Raw genomic sequence first — 15545 nt, forward strand, 5'->3', positions numbered from 1 at the left:
GCATCGCCGAGCGCGGGCTCGGCCGCGCCGCCGCAAGCCGCGCCGCACCCGGATGCCGCCTGCGGCGTGCTGCTCGGGCTCGCGTACCCCGACCGCATCGCGCAGCGGCGCGCCGACGGCCGCTTCCTGCTCCGCAACGGGCGGGGCGCCGCCGTGCAGGAGCTGCAGCCGCTCTCGTCCGCGGCGTATCTCGCCGTCGCCGAGCTGGAGGACAGCGGCAGCGACGGCCGCATCCAGCTCGCCGCGCCGCTCGGACCGGACGAGCTGGAGACGTACTTCGGCGACCAGCTGCTCGTCGAGACGGAAGCGAGATGGGACCGCTATGCGGAAGCCGTGCGGGCCCGCCGCCGGATCAGGCTCGGGGCGATCGTGCTGAAGGAAACGCAGTGGGCCGATCCCGATCCGGCGCTCGTGCAGGCGGCGCTGCTCGCCGGCCTCGCGGAGCAGGGGCTCGGGCTGCTGCCGTGGTCCAAAGCGGCGAAGCAGCTGCGGGACCGGATGAACCTGATGCACGCGCACAATCCGGAATGGCCCGACGTTTCCGACGAAGCGCTGCTGGCGGCGCTGCCGGAGTGGCTCGGCCCTTACGTCGGCGGCATGCGCGGCCGGGGCGATCTGGCGCGGCTCGACATGGTCGCGATTCTGGAATCGCTGCTGTCCTGGCAGGATCGTCAGCGGCTGGAGAAGGAAGTGCCGACGCATTTGACCGTGCCGAGCGGCTCCCGCGTGCCGGTCGATTACGCGGATCCGGCTTCCCCCGTGCTGGCGGTCCGCCTGCAGGAGCTGTTCGGCCTGCGGGAGACGCCGCGCATCGCCGGGGGCAAGCTGCCCGTTACCATTCACCTGCTGTCGCCGGCGCATCGGCCGGTGCAGGTCACGCAGGATCTGGCCAGCTTCTGGGAGCACGCCTACTTCGAGGTGAAGAAGGACCTCAAGGGGCGTTACCCCAAGCATTACTGGCCGGATAACCCGCTCGAAGCGCCGGCGACCAATCGGGCCAAGCCGCGTCCGCCGCGTTGAGCGGTCATCCGTCGGCCCCGCGATTGCCGTTCCGGCAGCGCCGCGCCGCATGCCGAACGCTCCGTCGGTCGCCTCGCATGCGTCACGCCTATCCGGCGGCTTGCGATTCAAGCCGCCCGCCATGCCAAAGGAGAATGCCTACCCATGACGACGATCGAAAAAATCGCCGCGCTCTACTTGCTGATCATCAATATTTATGCGTTCGCGCTCATGCGCATCGACAAGATCCGGGCGGTCAAGGACCGCCGGCACCGCATCCCGGAGCGCAAGCTGCTCGGGACGAGCGCGGCCGGCGGCGCGCTCGGCGCGTTCGCGGCCATGCGGCTGTTCCGGCACAAGACGAAGCATGCCGCGTTCGCCGCGGGCATTCCGGTCATGCTGCTCGCCCACATCGCCATTATCGTTTGGCTGGAGTCGTTGTAAGCCGGCCTTTCGCGATAACCGCGAGAAAGGCTCGCGATCGAGGACCCCGCCGCTAACGGCCGTGCCGCTCGCGATCAATCCGCGAGGCGAATGGCATCGATTGACAGTTCTTCGCCGCTTATGCTATAGTGGGCACTCATGCTCCTAACGGACGCACCGATTACATGACTCATACGAACAGACCAAGCCGCATGCGAATGCGGCTTTCGCCGCCTTCATTTTCGAAATTCGGCCTTGGCACGGTCGGTTCGGAGGGCGGCGCCGGCCGCGTCGTTCGCATCGGCATGCGTCGAAGAGGGAGGTAACTGACTTGACCGTTCAAAGTGCCTTTCAAGAAGAGGCGAAGCGCATCGACGAAGTGTTGGCCGACATCCGCAAGCAGCTGCGCGAGATCGGGCCGCGCTATACCGGCAACGATTTTACGGAGCAAATGCTCGAGCTGCAGCGCGAGCAGCGGGAGCAGCGGCTGAACGTCGCGGAGCGCGAGCCGTATTTCGGACGAATCGATTTTCAGGAAGACGCGAAGCCCGCGCCGAAACCGCTTTATATCGGCAAGGCCGGGGTGGCCGACCAGCGGACCAACGAAGTGATGGTCGTCGATTGGCGCGCGCCCGTCGCGAGCTTGTTTTACGCCTTTAGCGGCGGCGAGGCCCCCATCGCCTACGAATCGCCGGACGGCGAGGTGGAAGGCACCGTTCACCTGAAGCGGAACCTGCTCGTGCGCGAAGGAAAGCTCGAGCGCGTCGTCGACAGCTACGTTCGGGGACAGGAGGACGAGAGCGTCACCGACGAATTCCTGCTTTACCGGCTGGGCGAGAACAAGGACAACAAGCTGCGCGACATCGTGTCGACCATCCAGCAGGAGCAGGACCGCATCATCCGGACGGACAAAAACAAAGCCGTCTTCATCCAGGGGGTGGCGGGCAGCGGAAAAACGACCGTCGCGCTGCACCGGCTCGCCTACCTGCTGTACCGGTACGCGGGCAGCGTCCGCGCGGACCGCATGGTCATTTTCGCGCCGAACCGGATGTTCCTGGATTACATTTCCGGCGTGCTGCCGGAGCTCGGCGTCGGCGATATTTTGCAGACGACGTTCGCGGATTGGGGGCTGGATCAGCTGGGGCAAACCGTCCGGCTCGACGAGGCGTACGATCCGATGGCGTACTGGTTCGAGCAGCCGCGCACGCGGGAGGAGCTGCTCGCGTCGGCGGGACGCGTCAAGGGAAGCCTCGCTTTCAAGGCGCTCGTCGACGCGAAGCTGGCGCTGACGGAGGCGTCGCTCATCCCGGACGAACCGTTCGAGCCGATGGCCGGGTGGCGCGTGACGCCGTCGATGATCGCCGAGTGGCTCGCGACCGACGACGTCGGGGAGCCGTACATGAAGCGCCGGGCGCGGCTCGTCAGCCGCCTGAAGCGCTGGCTGGAGTCGGAATGGAAGGCGCGCCGCCAGACGGACGCCAAGCTGAAGGCCAAGCTGAACGCGAAGCTGAACGCCTATGCCAAAAAAATTCCGGCGCCGACGCCGGCCCAGCTGTACGCGTCGCTGCTCGCCGAGCCCGCCGCCCAGGCGCTGCTCCCGGCCAAAAGCGCCGCCGCGACGATCAAGCAGCTGAAGGCCGCGCTGATCCGGCCGGAGGACCTGGCGCCCCTCGTGTATGTCCAGGTGCGGCTGAACGGCTTCGAAGGGTCGCCGTACGACCATATCGTCATCGACGAAGCGCAGGATTACTCGCCGTTCCAGCTGGAGGCGCTGAAGCTGTGCCAGCGCCAGCCGTCCATGACGGTGCTCGGCGACTTGCAGCAAGGCATTCACGGCTATGCGGGCATCCACGGCTGGACGGAGCTGACGTCGCTGTTCCCCCAGGCGGACACCGGCTACTACGAGCTGGACCGCAGCTACCGCTCGACGATGGAAATCATCGAGTTCGCCAATCGCGTCCTCGGCGGCATGGGCGACGGCGTGAAGCCGGCCGTGCCGGTGTTCCGTAGCGGCGAGGCGGTGGACGTCGTCCGGGCCGCCACCGACGAACGGCGCCTCGACGACGTCGTCGCGACGGTCCGGGACTGGCAGCGGAGCGGAGAATACCGTACGATCGCCGTGCTCGGCCGCAACATCGCTTCGTGCGACGGAATCGCGGCGCGTCTGCGCGAGGCCGGCATCGAGGCGGCGCTCGTGCAGAGCAAGCAGGAAGCCTACGGCGGCGGGCTGACCGTCGTGCCGGCGTATTTGGCCAAAGGGCTGGAATTCGACGCCGTGCTCGTGGCCGACGCCGACGGCGTCAGCTACGGCGTCAACGACGCCAAGCTGCTGTACGTCGCCTGCACCCGCGCGCTTCACAAGCTGAAGCTGCTCTACCGCGGCGAGCTGACGTCGCTGGTCGCCGAGCCGGCGGCGGTGTGACGATGCGTGAATAGATCCGCCTGCGCTCGCGCAGGCGGATTTTTATATGGGCGCCGCAGGCGCTTCCTGCGTCGGCGCGGGTGCGATGGGCGGTTATGGCTGCTAATGTTTTCGATGGATAACCGCTTCGCTTCATCAGATGCGCCTTCATGTGCGTCTCGTCCCGCGGAGAGGCGTTCGGGCGCGCATCGGGTCACGACAGCGCGCGCCGTTTGTGCTATGCTAGACCTTCGGGCGCCGCTCTCGGCGCACGCGCAGCATTTCGCAAAAGGAGTTCGGTGACGCGCATGGATTTTATCGTGGACTATTTATCGTTCTTCGTCATTCAAGGAGAAGGCGGCGACAACAACGCGGCCAAGACGTTTACCCATTATCAGACGATGGACCGGGAGGATTACGCGGACAGCGAGCTGAAATCGTTCCTGGACGGCGAGTTCGCGCGGATCGTGAAGCGCAAGGCGGAGCGCCATCCCGCCACGGACGCGGCGCCGACCAAGATCGGCCGGTTCATCGCGGAGCCGGGCTACGAGCTCGACAGCAACCCGAATTACAATACGTTTCAACGGCTGCGCACCGCGGCGGACGCGACGGAATTTCACGGTTTCGCCGACGAGCTCGTGCGCCTGTACATGGACGCCGCCGCGGTGCGCGGAGGCGCGTTCATCGTCGTGCACGCCACGCCGAACCGGTACACGGACCAGCCGATTCTATTCGTGCTGAAGTGCGATTTCGAGCCGAAGATCGCCCGCATCACCGACGAGCGCAATCTGATCTCCCACGTGGAGATGGCCATCAGCGCCCGCAACATGAAGTCGATCCAATACCCGTACATGCCGGAGGAAGGGATGCTGGAGTACTGGGAGCTGAAGATCCATCAGGCGTCGCACGCGCGCTACTTCGAGGATTTCCTGCGGTTCGTCAGCTACGAGAAGGCGATGCCCGAGCTCATGAACGAGCAGGTGCTGACGATGGTGCACGAATACATGGAGGATAAGTGGCAGGGACACGAAAGCGAGGAACGCCAGCAGGAGGCGCATCAGTACGAGGCATGGGCGGCGAGCGAGAAGCGGGAGCTGCAGGAAGCTTGGTCGCATGAGCAGGTGGTCGCCGCGGCGGACCGGCTCGTGGAGCAGCAGCCGAACCTGACCGTGGCGTTCAAGCTCGGCGACGTGTCGGTCAAAGGACCGCTGGCGGAGTTCGGCCGATCCGTTCATTTCGCGACGTACAACGGCCGTTACGTGGCGTTGATCGAAGGCGACTTCTTTCAATTCGATCGCAGCGTGTCGCCGGTCGAGCTGCTGACGCCGCCGGATCTGCTGGAGGTGCTGGAGGTCGTCGGGCGCGGCAAGGAGAAGGACGACAGCCCGCAGAACGGCAATGGCAGCGCGGGCGGCAACGGCAATCCAACGGATAATTTGCCGTATTGATGGCCTTCGCGGCCCGGCGAGGGGGGACATGTCTTGAGCGAAAGAACCAGGCGGCTGCGGGTCGGCTATGCCTCCGCGACGGTCGCCGTCGTCCTGCTCGGCCTTGCTTCCAGGCGATATGCGGACGCGCTGCCGGCATGGCTGGCGGAGCACGCGGGGGACGCGCTCTGGGCGGCCATGATTTACCTCGGCTTCCGGACGATTCGCCCGGGCCGCGGGGCCGGCGCCGCGGCGGGGACCGCGCTCGCGGCGCTGCTGGCATGCTACGCCGACGAGTTCAGCCAGCTGTACCGGGCGGCTTGGATCGACCGGCTGCGGGAAACGACGCTCGGCGGACTCGCGCTCGGCCATGGCTTTCTGGCCGTCGACCTGCTTCGCTATGCCGCCGGCATCGGTCTCGCCTGGCTGGCCGACCGCGTGCTGTCCGGGCGCGGCAACCGGGCTTGACCAAGCGCCACGCAGGCGGCATTCGGGCGGCCGTCCGCTTGACTTCGGCGAGGCGATTGTCTATGATTTACACTAACTTGGAAAATCCGCACAGGCGAAGAAGAGAAAGAGTACCCGCTCGCCGTCTTTCGACAGAGAACCCCGGAAAGCTGAGAAGGGGCGAAGACGACCCGGGGAACATGGTCTCCGAGCCGCGCACCGAATCCGTTCGCGGACGTAGGCTGCGCCGGGTTCCGCACCCGTTACCGTGCTGGGTACGCGCCGCAGGCGCCGTACCCGCAGAGGCGAATGCCGCAAGGCATTGGCGAATTTGGGTGGTACCGCGCGAGCATGCAGCTCCCGTCCCTTGGGGACGGGGGCTTTTTTGGCGTTTCGGCGCCGAATCGGCCTGCCTTCCGTATCTCGGCACGCCATGAGGCGGCGGAGCAAGCTTCGATTCATCAAAGGAGGGAATGGAATGGCGACGATATTCATCGGAGGCGCGTGGCCGTACGCGAACGGCTCGCTCCATCTGGGGCGGTTGGCCAGCGTGCTGCCGGGCGACGTGCTGGCGCGGTATTTCCGGTTGAAGGGCGATCGGGTGCTCTACGTATCCGGCAGCGACTGCCACGGAACGCCCGTCGAAGTGCAGGCGATCCGGGAAGGCGTCGAGCCGGGCGATATCGCGGACCGTTATCATGCGGAGTTCGCCGATTGCTTCCGGCAGCTCGGATTCTCGTACGATCTGTATACCCGCACGGATCAGCCCGTCCATCGGCGCGTCGTGCAGGAGCAGTTCCTGAAGCTGCTCGCGAACGGCTGGCTGTATACGAAATCGACAATGCAGACGTATTGCGAGACGGACCGGCGGTTTCTGCCCGACCGGTACGTCGAGGGGACCTGTCCCGTCTGCGGCAACCGGGCGCGCGGCGATCAATGCGATTATTGCTCGACGCTGCTCGATCCGTCCGATCTGACCGACCGAACCTGCAAGCTGTGCGGCAACCCGCCGGTCGAGCGGGAGACCGACCACTATTATTTGGCGCTGTCGCGGTTCCAGGAGGCGCTCGCCGCCTACGCGGAGCGATCCGAAGACTGGAAGGACAACGCGAAGCAGCTGACGAAGCGGTATTTGGAAGAAGGTCTTCAGGACCGCGCCGCGACACGGGATCTGGCCTGGGGCATCGACGTGCCGCTCGCCGGCTTCGAGGGCAAGAAGATTTACGTTTGGATCGAGGCCGTTACGGGCTACCTGTCCGCGAGCCGGCAGTGGAGCGAGGAAACGGGCGGCGCCTGGGAGCCGTTCTGGCTCGACGGGCAAGACCCGATCACGGCGTATTACGTCCACGGGAAGGACAACATTCCGTTCCATACGCTCATCTGGCCGGCGCTGCTGATGGGCGGGGGCGGTCTCCATCTGCCGGATCGCATCGTGTCGAGCGAGTACATGACGCTGGAAGGGAAGAAATTTTCGACGAGCAACAACTGGGCGGTGTGGGTGCCGGACGTATTGAGCCGGTACCAGCCGGACTCGGTGCGGTATTTTCTGCTCGCGAACGGCCCGGAGAAGCGCGACACCGATTTCTCTTGGCGGGAATTCATCCACAGCCATAACGGCGAGCTGCTGGGCGCGTTCGGCAATTTCGTCAACCGCACGCTGGTGTTCGTCGCCAAGTCGTTCGACGGCCGCATTCCGGACGGCAGCCTCGACCGCGAATGGGAGGAAGCCATCGCGCGGCTGTACGCGGACGCGGGGGCGCTGATCGAGCAGGGCCGGTTCAAGGAGGCGCTGGAGCTGATCTTCGCGTTCATCCGCAGCGCGAACAAGTATTACGACGAGCAGAAGCCATGGGCGCAGATCAAGACGAGCCGCGAGGACTGCGGCAAGACGCTGCACGCCTGCACGCAGATGATCGTCAATCTGTCCCGGCTGCTGGAGCCGTTTCTGCCGTTCGCCTGCGGCAAGCTCCGCGGCTTCCTCGCGCTGGACCCGCCGGCTTGGCGTCCGGCGTCCGTACCGGCGGGCCGCCCGGTCGAAGGACTGGAGCTGCTGTTCGAGCGGATCGATCCGAGCCGGATCGAGGAGGAGACCGAGCGGCTGGAACGGAGCACGAAGGAGGCGTGAGGGCTGGACTTTGGCCGCCCGCGCGCGTCGCGGCCGAAGCGATCCGGCTGCTTGGGTGCAACCATCCGAACGGTTCGCTGCTTCGCGTTCAAGAACCGGCGTAATCCCGCCCCCGCGTTCATATTCCGTTCACGAACCGGTCCTATAGTTAATCAGCAAGGACCGGCGTAAGCAGGTCCGACTTAGACTACAAGCGGAGATGATGGCCATGACGACATTGCTGGTCGTAGACGACGATCCCCATATTCGCGAGCTCGTGCGGTTGTTTCTGGTCCGCGAGGGCTTTCAGGTCGTCGAGGCGGAGGACGGCGAGGAAGCGCTCCGCATCCTGGAGACGACCCAGCCGCAGCTCGTGATTCTCGATGTGATGATGCCCAACATGGACGGCTGGGAGCTGTGCCGGGAGCTTCGGCGGGATACGGAGCTGCCGGTTCTCATGCTGACGGCCAAAGGCGAGACGAGCCAGAAAATCAAAGGCTTCGAGCTCGGCGCCGACGATTACCTCGTCAAGCCGTTCGAGCCGCTCGAGCTTGTGGCGCGGGTGAGAGCGCTGCTGAAGCGTTACCGGATCGCGACGTCGCGGAGCGTGCAGGCGGGCAGGGTCTCGCTGAACCGCGAGACGTACGCGGTGACGGCCGACGACGAGACGGTGTCGCTCCCGCTCAAGGAGTTCGAACTGCTGTTCAAGCTGGCGAGCTACCCCGGCAAAACGTTCTCTCGCGAGCAGCTGATCGAGCAGCTGTGGGGCTTCGATTACGAAGGCGACGAGCGCACGGTCGACGTGCATATCAAGCGGCTGCGCGAGAAATTTCCCGAGGAGCGGTGCAACTTCCGCATCCAGACGATCCGCGGGCTCGGCTACCGGCTGGAGGTGTGACGCCCATGGACCCTACCGGCCATGATGGTACTGTCGGCGCGAAGCGCAGCGCGAAGACCGGCTTCAACCCCCGCGCGAACCCGAAAGCGCCGGGCGGCCGGTCCGGCTCCGCATCCCGGCCGCCGATCTGGCAGCAAACCTTGAAGATCATCGCGGGCATTTTGCTCATGAACCTGCTGACGTACACCTGCTTCGCCGCCTCGTTCACCGTCATCGGCTTCGTCAAGGAGCGCCACGGCCGCGCGGCCGTCACGGAACGGCTGGCGCAGGACGGCCGCTTGATCGGCGCCACCCTGGCGAGCCGCCCGCCCGGGGAATGGCCGGCGACGCTGCAGGCGGCCGCGCGGGAGCGGGGATATGCCGTCGCGCTGGCGGATGCGTCCGGCAACCGGATCGCCGCGTCCGGCGGCGGCTCCGGCTCTTCCGCCGAGCCGGTCATAAGCCCGGCCAACCTCGATCTGGTGTTGGCCGGAGACGCGTTGGCGCACGTCGAGCGGAAATATCCGTTCTCCAAAGGCGCCGCGCTGGCGGGCGTGCCGGTCTCGCTCGGCGGCAAGCCGTACGCGCTCTTCCTGGAGCAGCCCGCGCCGAGCTTGTACCAGGACTTCTGGCAGCAGGTCATGACGGTGTTCTTCGGTTTCCTGCTCATGTTCGTGCTGATGCTGCTCATCGGCCGGCCTTGGCGGGAGCAGGGCGGCTTCTCCGTCTACATTTCGGCGATACGCAGGATGTCCAAGGGCGACTTCACGGTGTCGATCGACAAGGCCGACCGGATGCGCGGCCATTTCGGGGAGCTGGCGACGAGCATCAACGACATGGCGGCGGAGTTGAACCAAATGGAGCAAATGCGCCAGGCGTTCATCTCGAACGTGTCGCACGAAATCCAGTCGCCGCTCACCTCGATCCGGGGCTTCGCCCGGGCGCTCCAGCAGGAGGGGCTGGACGACCAGCAGCGCCAGCATTACGCCGGCATCATCGAAGCGGAGAGCGTGCGGATGTCCCGGCTCAGCGACAACCTGATGAAGCTGACGACGCTGGAAGCGGACCAGCAGCAGCTGCATCCGAAGACGTACCGGCTGGACCAGCAGCTGCGGTCGACGATTCTTGCCTGCGAGCCGGTCTGGTCGGAGAAGGATATTTACATGGACGTCAATCTCGACGAGAAAGTGCTCGTGAACGGCGACGAAGAGCTGCTCTCCCAGGTGTGGATGAATCTCTTGACGAACAGCCTGAAATTCACGGCGGAGGGCGGGACCGTGTCCGTGGAGGCGAAGCGCGGCGCCGGCGGCGCCGTCATCTGCGTGTCGGATAACGGCATCGGGATCTCCGAGGCGGATCTGCCGCATATTTTCGAACGATTCTTCAAGGCCGACAAATCCCGGTCGCGCCGGATGAACGGCAGCGGCAGCGGGCTCGGGCTGTCCATCGTCAAAGTCATCGTCGACCTGCACGGCGGCGAGGTGAAAGCAAGCAGCAAGCCGGGCGCCGGCACGACCATTACCGTGACGCTGCCGGACTTGCCGCTCGCGGATCAGGAAACTCAGCCACCTGCGCAGCCGACGCGCTCGACGTGAACGGTAAGCATGCGCTGAATTCCGAACGAAAGCCAATTGCGGATGCGCACTCGCTTCCCGATTGCTTCTTGACCAAATCCAGGGCCGTTCCGAAACCGGATCGGCCTTTTGCTTTTGGACCGCATCCTTGTCGTCGAACGCGCGCCGCCGGCTTGGCTTAGGCGATGAACGCGCGGACTTTAGCGCTTTTTTAATAGGTGTTCGCTTGTGGCTGTCCGGGACGAAACCTACAATATATAACAATCATTTAATAAGCCCAATCTCGAAATAGTAAGAGTGGTATAAGAAATTATTATGATTGTAAAGAGATGGCAAGTAACCGGCAAGCGAGGAGAAACGCGGGATGAACTTATACGGATTGATCGTCTTTCACCATGTGGCGGCTACGGGAAGCGTAACGAAGGCGGCGGAAGCGCTCGGCATCAGCCAGCCGGCGGTGACGGCGCACGTGCGGAACATGTCGGCCGAGCTCGGCCAGGCGCTGCTCGCGCCGAAAGGGCGGGGGATTTTCCTGACGGAAGCGGGCTCGCGGCTCGCGGCGCATGCGGCCCGCTTATACGCGCTGCAGCGCGAGATAGCGCGCGACATGAACGCCTATGCCGCGGGAGCCGCGGGCGAGCTTCGCCTAGCCGCGACCTCGCTGGCGGCCAGCTTTCTGCTGCCGGAGCTGCTGGCGGCATACCGGGAGACGCACCCCGGCGTCGCGATCGCGCTGCGAACCTTGCGCCCGGACGATGCGCTTGAAGCGCTGCGGCGTTACGACGCGGACGCCGCCTTCGTCAGCGGCGGCTGCCGCAATCATCCGGGCCTCTTCGGCCAGGTGCTGCGCGAGGAGGAACTGTGGTTCGTCGCCGCGCCGCATCACCCGCTGGCGGGCCGGCGCGTCCCGTTCCGGACGATCGCGAACGAGCCGTTCGTCATGCGGGAGTTAGACTGCGACGCGAGCGAGCAGCTCGCCGCCTTGTGCGAGGTGCGGGGAATGCCCATGCCGCGGGGGGCCATTCAGGTCAGCGGCGCCCACGAGGCGCTCCATGCGGCCGCCGCCGGCATCGGGCTCGCGCTCATGTCCGCGCTGGAAGCGCGCAAGGCGGTCGGCCGGGGCGAGCTGGCTCGCGTGAAGGCCGAAGGCGTCGAGCTGCGCAGTCCCGTCATGCTGTACACGCGGGCGGAAGAGGATTTGCCTCCTCAGGCGGCGCGATTCCTCGGCATGCTGAAGGACGATTCGTCGAGCCGGCCGGCCTGAGGCATGCGAGTGGCATATTCGTTCAGACTATGCTATAACAGTAAGACGGCAGACCGGAAACGGACGACGGCTGCGGTTCGAACGCGCGGAATGTTCGATTAGTTTTCGCGGACTCGCCATGCGTTATGCGCTTGGGCCGTACCGTCAAGGCGGGGCCGAAACGCTCGGGTAAATCAAGCAGACCGACCAGCAACATTCGAGCGTCTGCGCGCTTTCCCGTTACATGAACCTCTTCGCGGCGGCGCACCCTATAGGGCGTGTCAACCCACTTTAACGAAGAGGCAGGGATCGCATTCGACCATGGCGAAATTATTGTATATCACCGCGCATCCGCACGACCATTCCAAGTCGTTCAGCATGGCCGTGGGACAGGCTTTCATCGACGCGTACAAGGACGCTCATCCGCAGGATGAAATCAAGCATTTGGACTTATACAACATGCAGATTCCGCATATCGACGCCGATGTCTTCAGCGGCTGGGGCAAGCTCCGCGAAGGGAGCGAGTTCACGGCGCTGTCCGGCGGCGAACAGGCGAAGATCGCGCGTCTCAACGAGCTGGTGGACGAATTCGTGGCCGGCGACAAGTACGTCTTCGTCTCGCCGATGTGGAACTTCTCGTACCCGCCGATCGTGAAAGCTTATATCGACGCCATCTGCGTCGCGGGCAAAACGTTCAAGTACACGGCGGAAGGCCCGGTGGGGCTGCTGCCGGACAAAGCCGCCATTCATATTCAAGCGAGTGGCGGTATATATTCAGAAGGTCCGGCCATGGGCATGGAAAGCGGACATCGCCACCTGAAAAGCATCATGTCCTTCCTGGGCGTGACGGATTTCAAAGGCCTCTTCTGCGAAGGCATGGCGGCGATGGCGGACAAGGCCGAGCAGATCAAGGCCAAGGCGATCGAAGAAGCCAAGCAGGCGGCCAAGACGTTCGGACATAGCAAAGTCAACGCGTAACCATAAGCGGTGCACCGGCTCCCCTTCGATTCCGTCGTTCGCGCGAACGGCGGTTGAAGGGGAGTCGCATGTCTACATAGCCATTGTGGCGATAACGGGGAAAGGGTGATGAAGGTGAGCGAGAGAGAGCCGGAATGGACGGCCGAGCAGCGGCGCGTCGACGAGGTCGTCCGGCAGGTCGACCGGAGCATCGAAGCGCTGGAGCAGCAGACGTCCGGCACGCACTTGGAAATGGTCGACATCCGCAAAAACTTCTGGGACGACGTCACCGTCAATTTCGAAGATTCGGCCGAGATGGCCGAGACGTTCGCGAGCTTGAAGCAGCAGGCCGAAATCCTGTCCGAACGGGAGCGCGCGCACGGCCATGCCGCTCGCCAGCTGAAGACGCTGCGCAAGCTCAAATCCTCGCCTTATTTCGGTCGCATCGATTTTCTGGAGAACGGCGAGGCCCAGGCGGACCGGGTCTATCTCGGCATCGCCTCGCTGCGGGACCGGGCGGACGAACATTATTTGATCTACGATTGGCGGGCGCCGATCGCAAGCTTGTATTACGACTACCCGCCGGGGCCGGCCGAGCTGAAGACGCCGTCGGGGCTCATCGAAGGCGAACTGCTGCTCAAGCGCCAGTTCGTCATTCGCGAGGGCGAAATCGTCAGCTTGTTCGATACCGGCGTCACGATCGGCGACGAGCTGCTGCAGGAGGTGCTCGGCCGGCAGTCGGACGCGCAGATGCGGAGCATCGTCGGGACGATTCAGCGGGAGCAGAACCGGATCATCCGCAACGAGCGAAGCCGGCTGCTTCTCGTGCAAGGGGCCGCGGGAAGCGGGAAGACGTCCGCGGCGCTGCAGCGCGTCGCCTACCTGCTTTACCGCTTCAGGGGGACGCTGAACGCGGACCAGATCGTGCTGTTCTCGCCGAACCCGATGTTCAACAGCTACGTCTCCACGGTGCTGCCCGAGCTCGGCGAGGAGAACATGCAGCAGACGACGTTCCAGGACTACCTGGGGGCTCGGCTCGGCCATTCCTTCAAGCTGGAAAATCCCTACGCGCAGCTGGAATACGCCTTGCGCGCCGAGCTCGAGCCCGGCTACAGCTCCCGGATGGAAGGCATCCGCTACAAGGCGACGACGGGCTTCGTGCGGTTGATCGACGGCTTCCTTGGCGTCCTCGGCCGGGAAGGCCTCGTATTTCGCGACGTCCGGTTCCGCGAGGAGACGCTCGTGTCGGGCGCGGCGATCGGCGCGCATTTCTACGGACTGGACCGCTCGATCTCCGTGCCGAACCGGATGCGCCTGACGGCGGAATGGCTGCTGCGTTTATTGAAGGAACGCCAAAAGACGGCGCGGACGGAGCCGTGGGTCGACGGCGCGGTCGAGCTGCTCGACAAAGAAACGTACTTGAAAGCGTACCAGACGCTGCGGCGCCAAAACCGGCAGCTGAAGGACGAATCCTTCGACGACTTCGACCGCGAGCGCGAGCTGCTCGGGCAATACGTCGTCATGGAAGCCGTCAAGCCGACGCGGACGCGCATCAAGAAGCTCACGTTCGTCGACGTGCGCTCGACGTTCCTGAAGCTGTTCCTCGATTCGGAGATGGCCGCCGCCGCGGCGGCTCAAGCCGGCATCGAGCTGCCCGGGCAGTGGGAGGCGATCTGCAAAGACACGATCGACCGGCTGCTCGTGAAGAAGATGGCCTACGAGGACGCGACGCCGTTCCTGTACGTGGTGGAGCGCATCCGCGGCTTTCAAACGAATACGTCGGTCCGGCACGTGCTCATCGACGAAGCGCAGGATTATACGGCGTTCCAGTTCGCCTACCTGCAGCGATTGTTCCCGTTCAGCCGAATCACGGCGCTCGGCGACTTGAACCAGTCGATTCAAGCGCACGCGTCCGAGGAGGCGAGCACGGGCTTCACCGCGCTGGCTTCGCTCTACGCGTCGGAAGAGACGGAGACGATCGTGCTCCGGCAGAGCTACCGCTCCACGCGCCCGATCGTGGAATTCACGAGCAAGCTGATCCCGGACGGCGACGGGATCGAGCCGTTCAACCGGGGCGGCGACAAGCCGGTATTGACCGTCGCGGCGGATTCCAACGCGCTGAACGGTTTGATCGAAGGCCGGCTGGCGCGCCTGGCGGCGAACGGCAACCGCACGATCGCGGTCATTTGCAAGACCGGCGCCCAGAGCAAGGCGGTTTACGAAGCGCTGCGCGACCGCGTGCCGCTGCGTCTCGTGCAGTCGGAGACGTCGACGTTCGAGCCGGGGATCGTCGTCATCCCGTCGTACTTGGCCAAGGGCGTGGAGTTCGACGCGGTGCTCGTCTACGACGCGTCCGGCGAACCGTCGGGCTACGGCAAGGAAAGCGAACGCCGGCTTTTCTATACGGTGTGCACCCGGGCGATGCACGAGCTTCACCTGTTCGCGCTCGGCACCGTGAGCCCTTTTCTCAAAGGGCCGATCGAAGATTATTACGCCAGCGATTCGGCCGGGCAGCAGGCGGATTTGCAGCCCAACGCCAACGGATTCATCGACAACGGAAAGAGGTAGAAGTCATTTTATGGAAATTTTAAAAATCGACACACCCCAATTATTGGAAGAAGCGATCGAAGTCCGGTTCACCGTCTTCGTTGAGGAGCAGAAGGTGCCGCCCGAGGAAGAGCGGGACGAGTACGACGAGACGCCGGCCTCGTGCCATCATTTCGTCGTGAAGGAGGACGGCAAGGCGATCGCGGCGGGCCGGTGGAAGGCATACGAGCCGGGCGTCGCGAAGATGCAGCGGATCGCCGTCCTGCTCCCGTACCGCGGCACGGGCATCGGGCGGAAGCTGCTGGCGGCGATGGAGGAAGACGCGAAGGCAGCGGGCTATTCGGCAGCCGTGCTGGGCGCTCAGGTGACGGCGGAAGGCTTTTATCATAAGCTCGGTTACGAGACCGAGCCCGGCGACGTGTTTCTGGACGCGGGCATTCCGCACGTGAACATGCGCAAGGCTTTGTAAATCGAAGCAATCGAACGAAGGGACGAACGGCTTGGGCCATTCGTCCTTTTTTGCGCGCAAGGACCTTTCAAGGCCTT

12 protein-coding genes are annotated in these 15545 nt (G+C 64.5%); all 12 read left to right on the forward strand.

Annotation, left to right across the window (positions count from 1 at the left end):
- Window positions 1-1020: ATP-dependent helicase C-terminal domain-containing protein (locus I8J29_RS03305; protein ID WP_276316239.1), on the forward strand; the 1020-nt coding region annotated here is incomplete at its 5' end.
- 144 nt (window positions 1021-1164) lie between these two features.
- Window positions 1165-1443 (forward strand): DUF1294 domain-containing protein, encoded by a 279-nt coding sequence (locus I8J29_RS03310; protein ID WP_208846260.1) that lies wholly within the window; start codon window positions 1165-1167, stop codon window positions 1441-1443.
- Window positions 1444-1753: 310 nt separating this feature from the next.
- Window positions 1754-3844 carry a HelD family protein gene (locus tag I8J29_RS03315; protein ID WP_208846261.1) on the forward strand — a complete coding sequence of 697 codons (2091 nt, stop codon included), beginning with the start codon at window positions 1754-1756 and terminating at the stop codon, window positions 3842-3844.
- A gap of 287 nt (window positions 3845-4131) precedes the next feature.
- A complete protein-coding gene (locus I8J29_RS03320) occupies window positions 4132-5271 on the forward strand; it encodes a DUF3900 domain-containing protein (protein WP_208846262.1) in 1140 nt (379 codons plus the stop codon).
- 33 nt (window positions 5272-5304) lie between these two features.
- A complete protein-coding gene (locus I8J29_RS03325) occupies window positions 5305-5718 on the forward strand; it encodes a ribosomal maturation YjgA family protein (protein WP_208846263.1) in 414 nt (137 codons plus the stop codon).
- Window positions 5719-6175: 457 nt separating this feature from the next.
- Window positions 6176-7822, forward strand: a complete 1647-nt coding sequence (gene metG, locus I8J29_RS03330; RefSeq protein WP_208846264.1) for a methionine--tRNA ligase — start codon at window positions 6176-6178, stop codon at window positions 7820-7822.
- 208 nt (window positions 7823-8030) lie between these two features.
- Entirely contained in the window at window positions 8031-8699 is a 669-nt protein-coding gene (locus I8J29_RS03335) for a response regulator transcription factor (RefSeq protein WP_208846265.1), read from the forward strand.
- Between the two features lie 5 nt (window positions 8700-8704).
- Window positions 8705-10273 (forward strand): HAMP domain-containing sensor histidine kinase, encoded by a 1569-nt coding sequence (locus I8J29_RS33625; RefSeq protein ID WP_240545878.1) that lies wholly within the window; start codon window positions 8705-8707, stop codon window positions 10271-10273.
- A 343-nt stretch (window positions 10274-10616) separates the two neighbouring features.
- Window positions 10617-11516 (forward strand): LysR family transcriptional regulator, encoded by a 900-nt coding sequence (locus I8J29_RS03345; protein ID WP_208846266.1) that lies wholly within the window; start codon window positions 10617-10619, stop codon window positions 11514-11516.
- Window positions 11517-11816: 300 nt separating this feature from the next.
- Window positions 11817-12473, forward strand: a complete 657-nt coding sequence (locus tag I8J29_RS03350; protein WP_208846267.1) for an FMN-dependent NADH-azoreductase — start codon at window positions 11817-11819, stop codon at window positions 12471-12473.
- Between the two features lie 108 nt (window positions 12474-12581).
- Complete coding sequence (gene helD / locus I8J29_RS03355; protein ID WP_208846268.1) at window positions 12582-15020, forward strand: RNA polymerase recycling motor HelD; 2439 nt, start codon at window positions 12582-12584, stop codon at window positions 15018-15020.
- Window positions 15021-15030: 10 nt separating this feature from the next.
- The gene (locus tag I8J29_RS03360; RefSeq protein WP_208846269.1) at window positions 15031-15468 is read left to right on the forward strand and encodes a GNAT family N-acetyltransferase; all 438 of its coding nucleotides are present in this window, start codon (window positions 15031-15033) and stop codon (window positions 15466-15468) included.
- Window positions 15469-15545 lie beyond the last annotated feature (77 nt).

This window comes from Paenibacillus artemisiicola (assembly GCF_017652985.1).
Taxonomy (GTDB): Bacteria; Bacillota; Bacilli; order Paenibacillales; family Paenibacillaceae; genus Paenibacillus_Z; species Paenibacillus_Z artemisiicola.

What these genes read in the sequence shown, in the direction of transcription:
- I8J29_RS33625 (WP_240545878.1), top strand. Translation starts at nt 8,705, where the DNA reads ATGGACCCTACCGGCCATGATGGTACTGTCGGCGCGAAGCGCAGCGCG.
- helD (WP_208846268.1), top strand. Translation starts at nt 12,582, where the DNA reads ATGAAGGTGAGCGAGAGAGAGCCGGAATGGACGGCCGAGCAGCGGCGC.
- I8J29_RS03345 (WP_208846266.1), top strand. Translation starts at nt 10,617, where the DNA reads ATGAACTTATACGGATTGATCGTCTTTCACCATGTGGCGGCTACGGGA.
- I8J29_RS03360 (WP_208846269.1), top strand. Translation starts at nt 15,031, where the DNA reads ATGGAAATTTTAAAAATCGACACACCCCAATTATTGGAAGAAGCGATC.
- I8J29_RS03310 (WP_208846260.1), top strand. Translation starts at nt 1,165, where the DNA reads ATGACGACGATCGAAAAAATCGCCGCGCTCTACTTGCTGATCATCAAT.
- I8J29_RS03320 (WP_208846262.1), top strand. Translation starts at nt 4,132, where the DNA reads ATGGATTTTATCGTGGACTATTTATCGTTCTTCGTCATTCAAGGAGAA.
- I8J29_RS03350 (WP_208846267.1), top strand. Translation starts at nt 11,817, where the DNA reads ATGGCGAAATTATTGTATATCACCGCGCATCCGCACGACCATTCCAAG.
- metG (WP_208846264.1), top strand. Translation starts at nt 6,176, where the DNA reads ATGGCGACGATATTCATCGGAGGCGCGTGGCCGTACGCGAACGGCTCG.
- I8J29_RS03335 (WP_208846265.1), top strand. Translation starts at nt 8,031, where the DNA reads ATGACGACATTGCTGGTCGTAGACGACGATCCCCATATTCGCGAGCTC.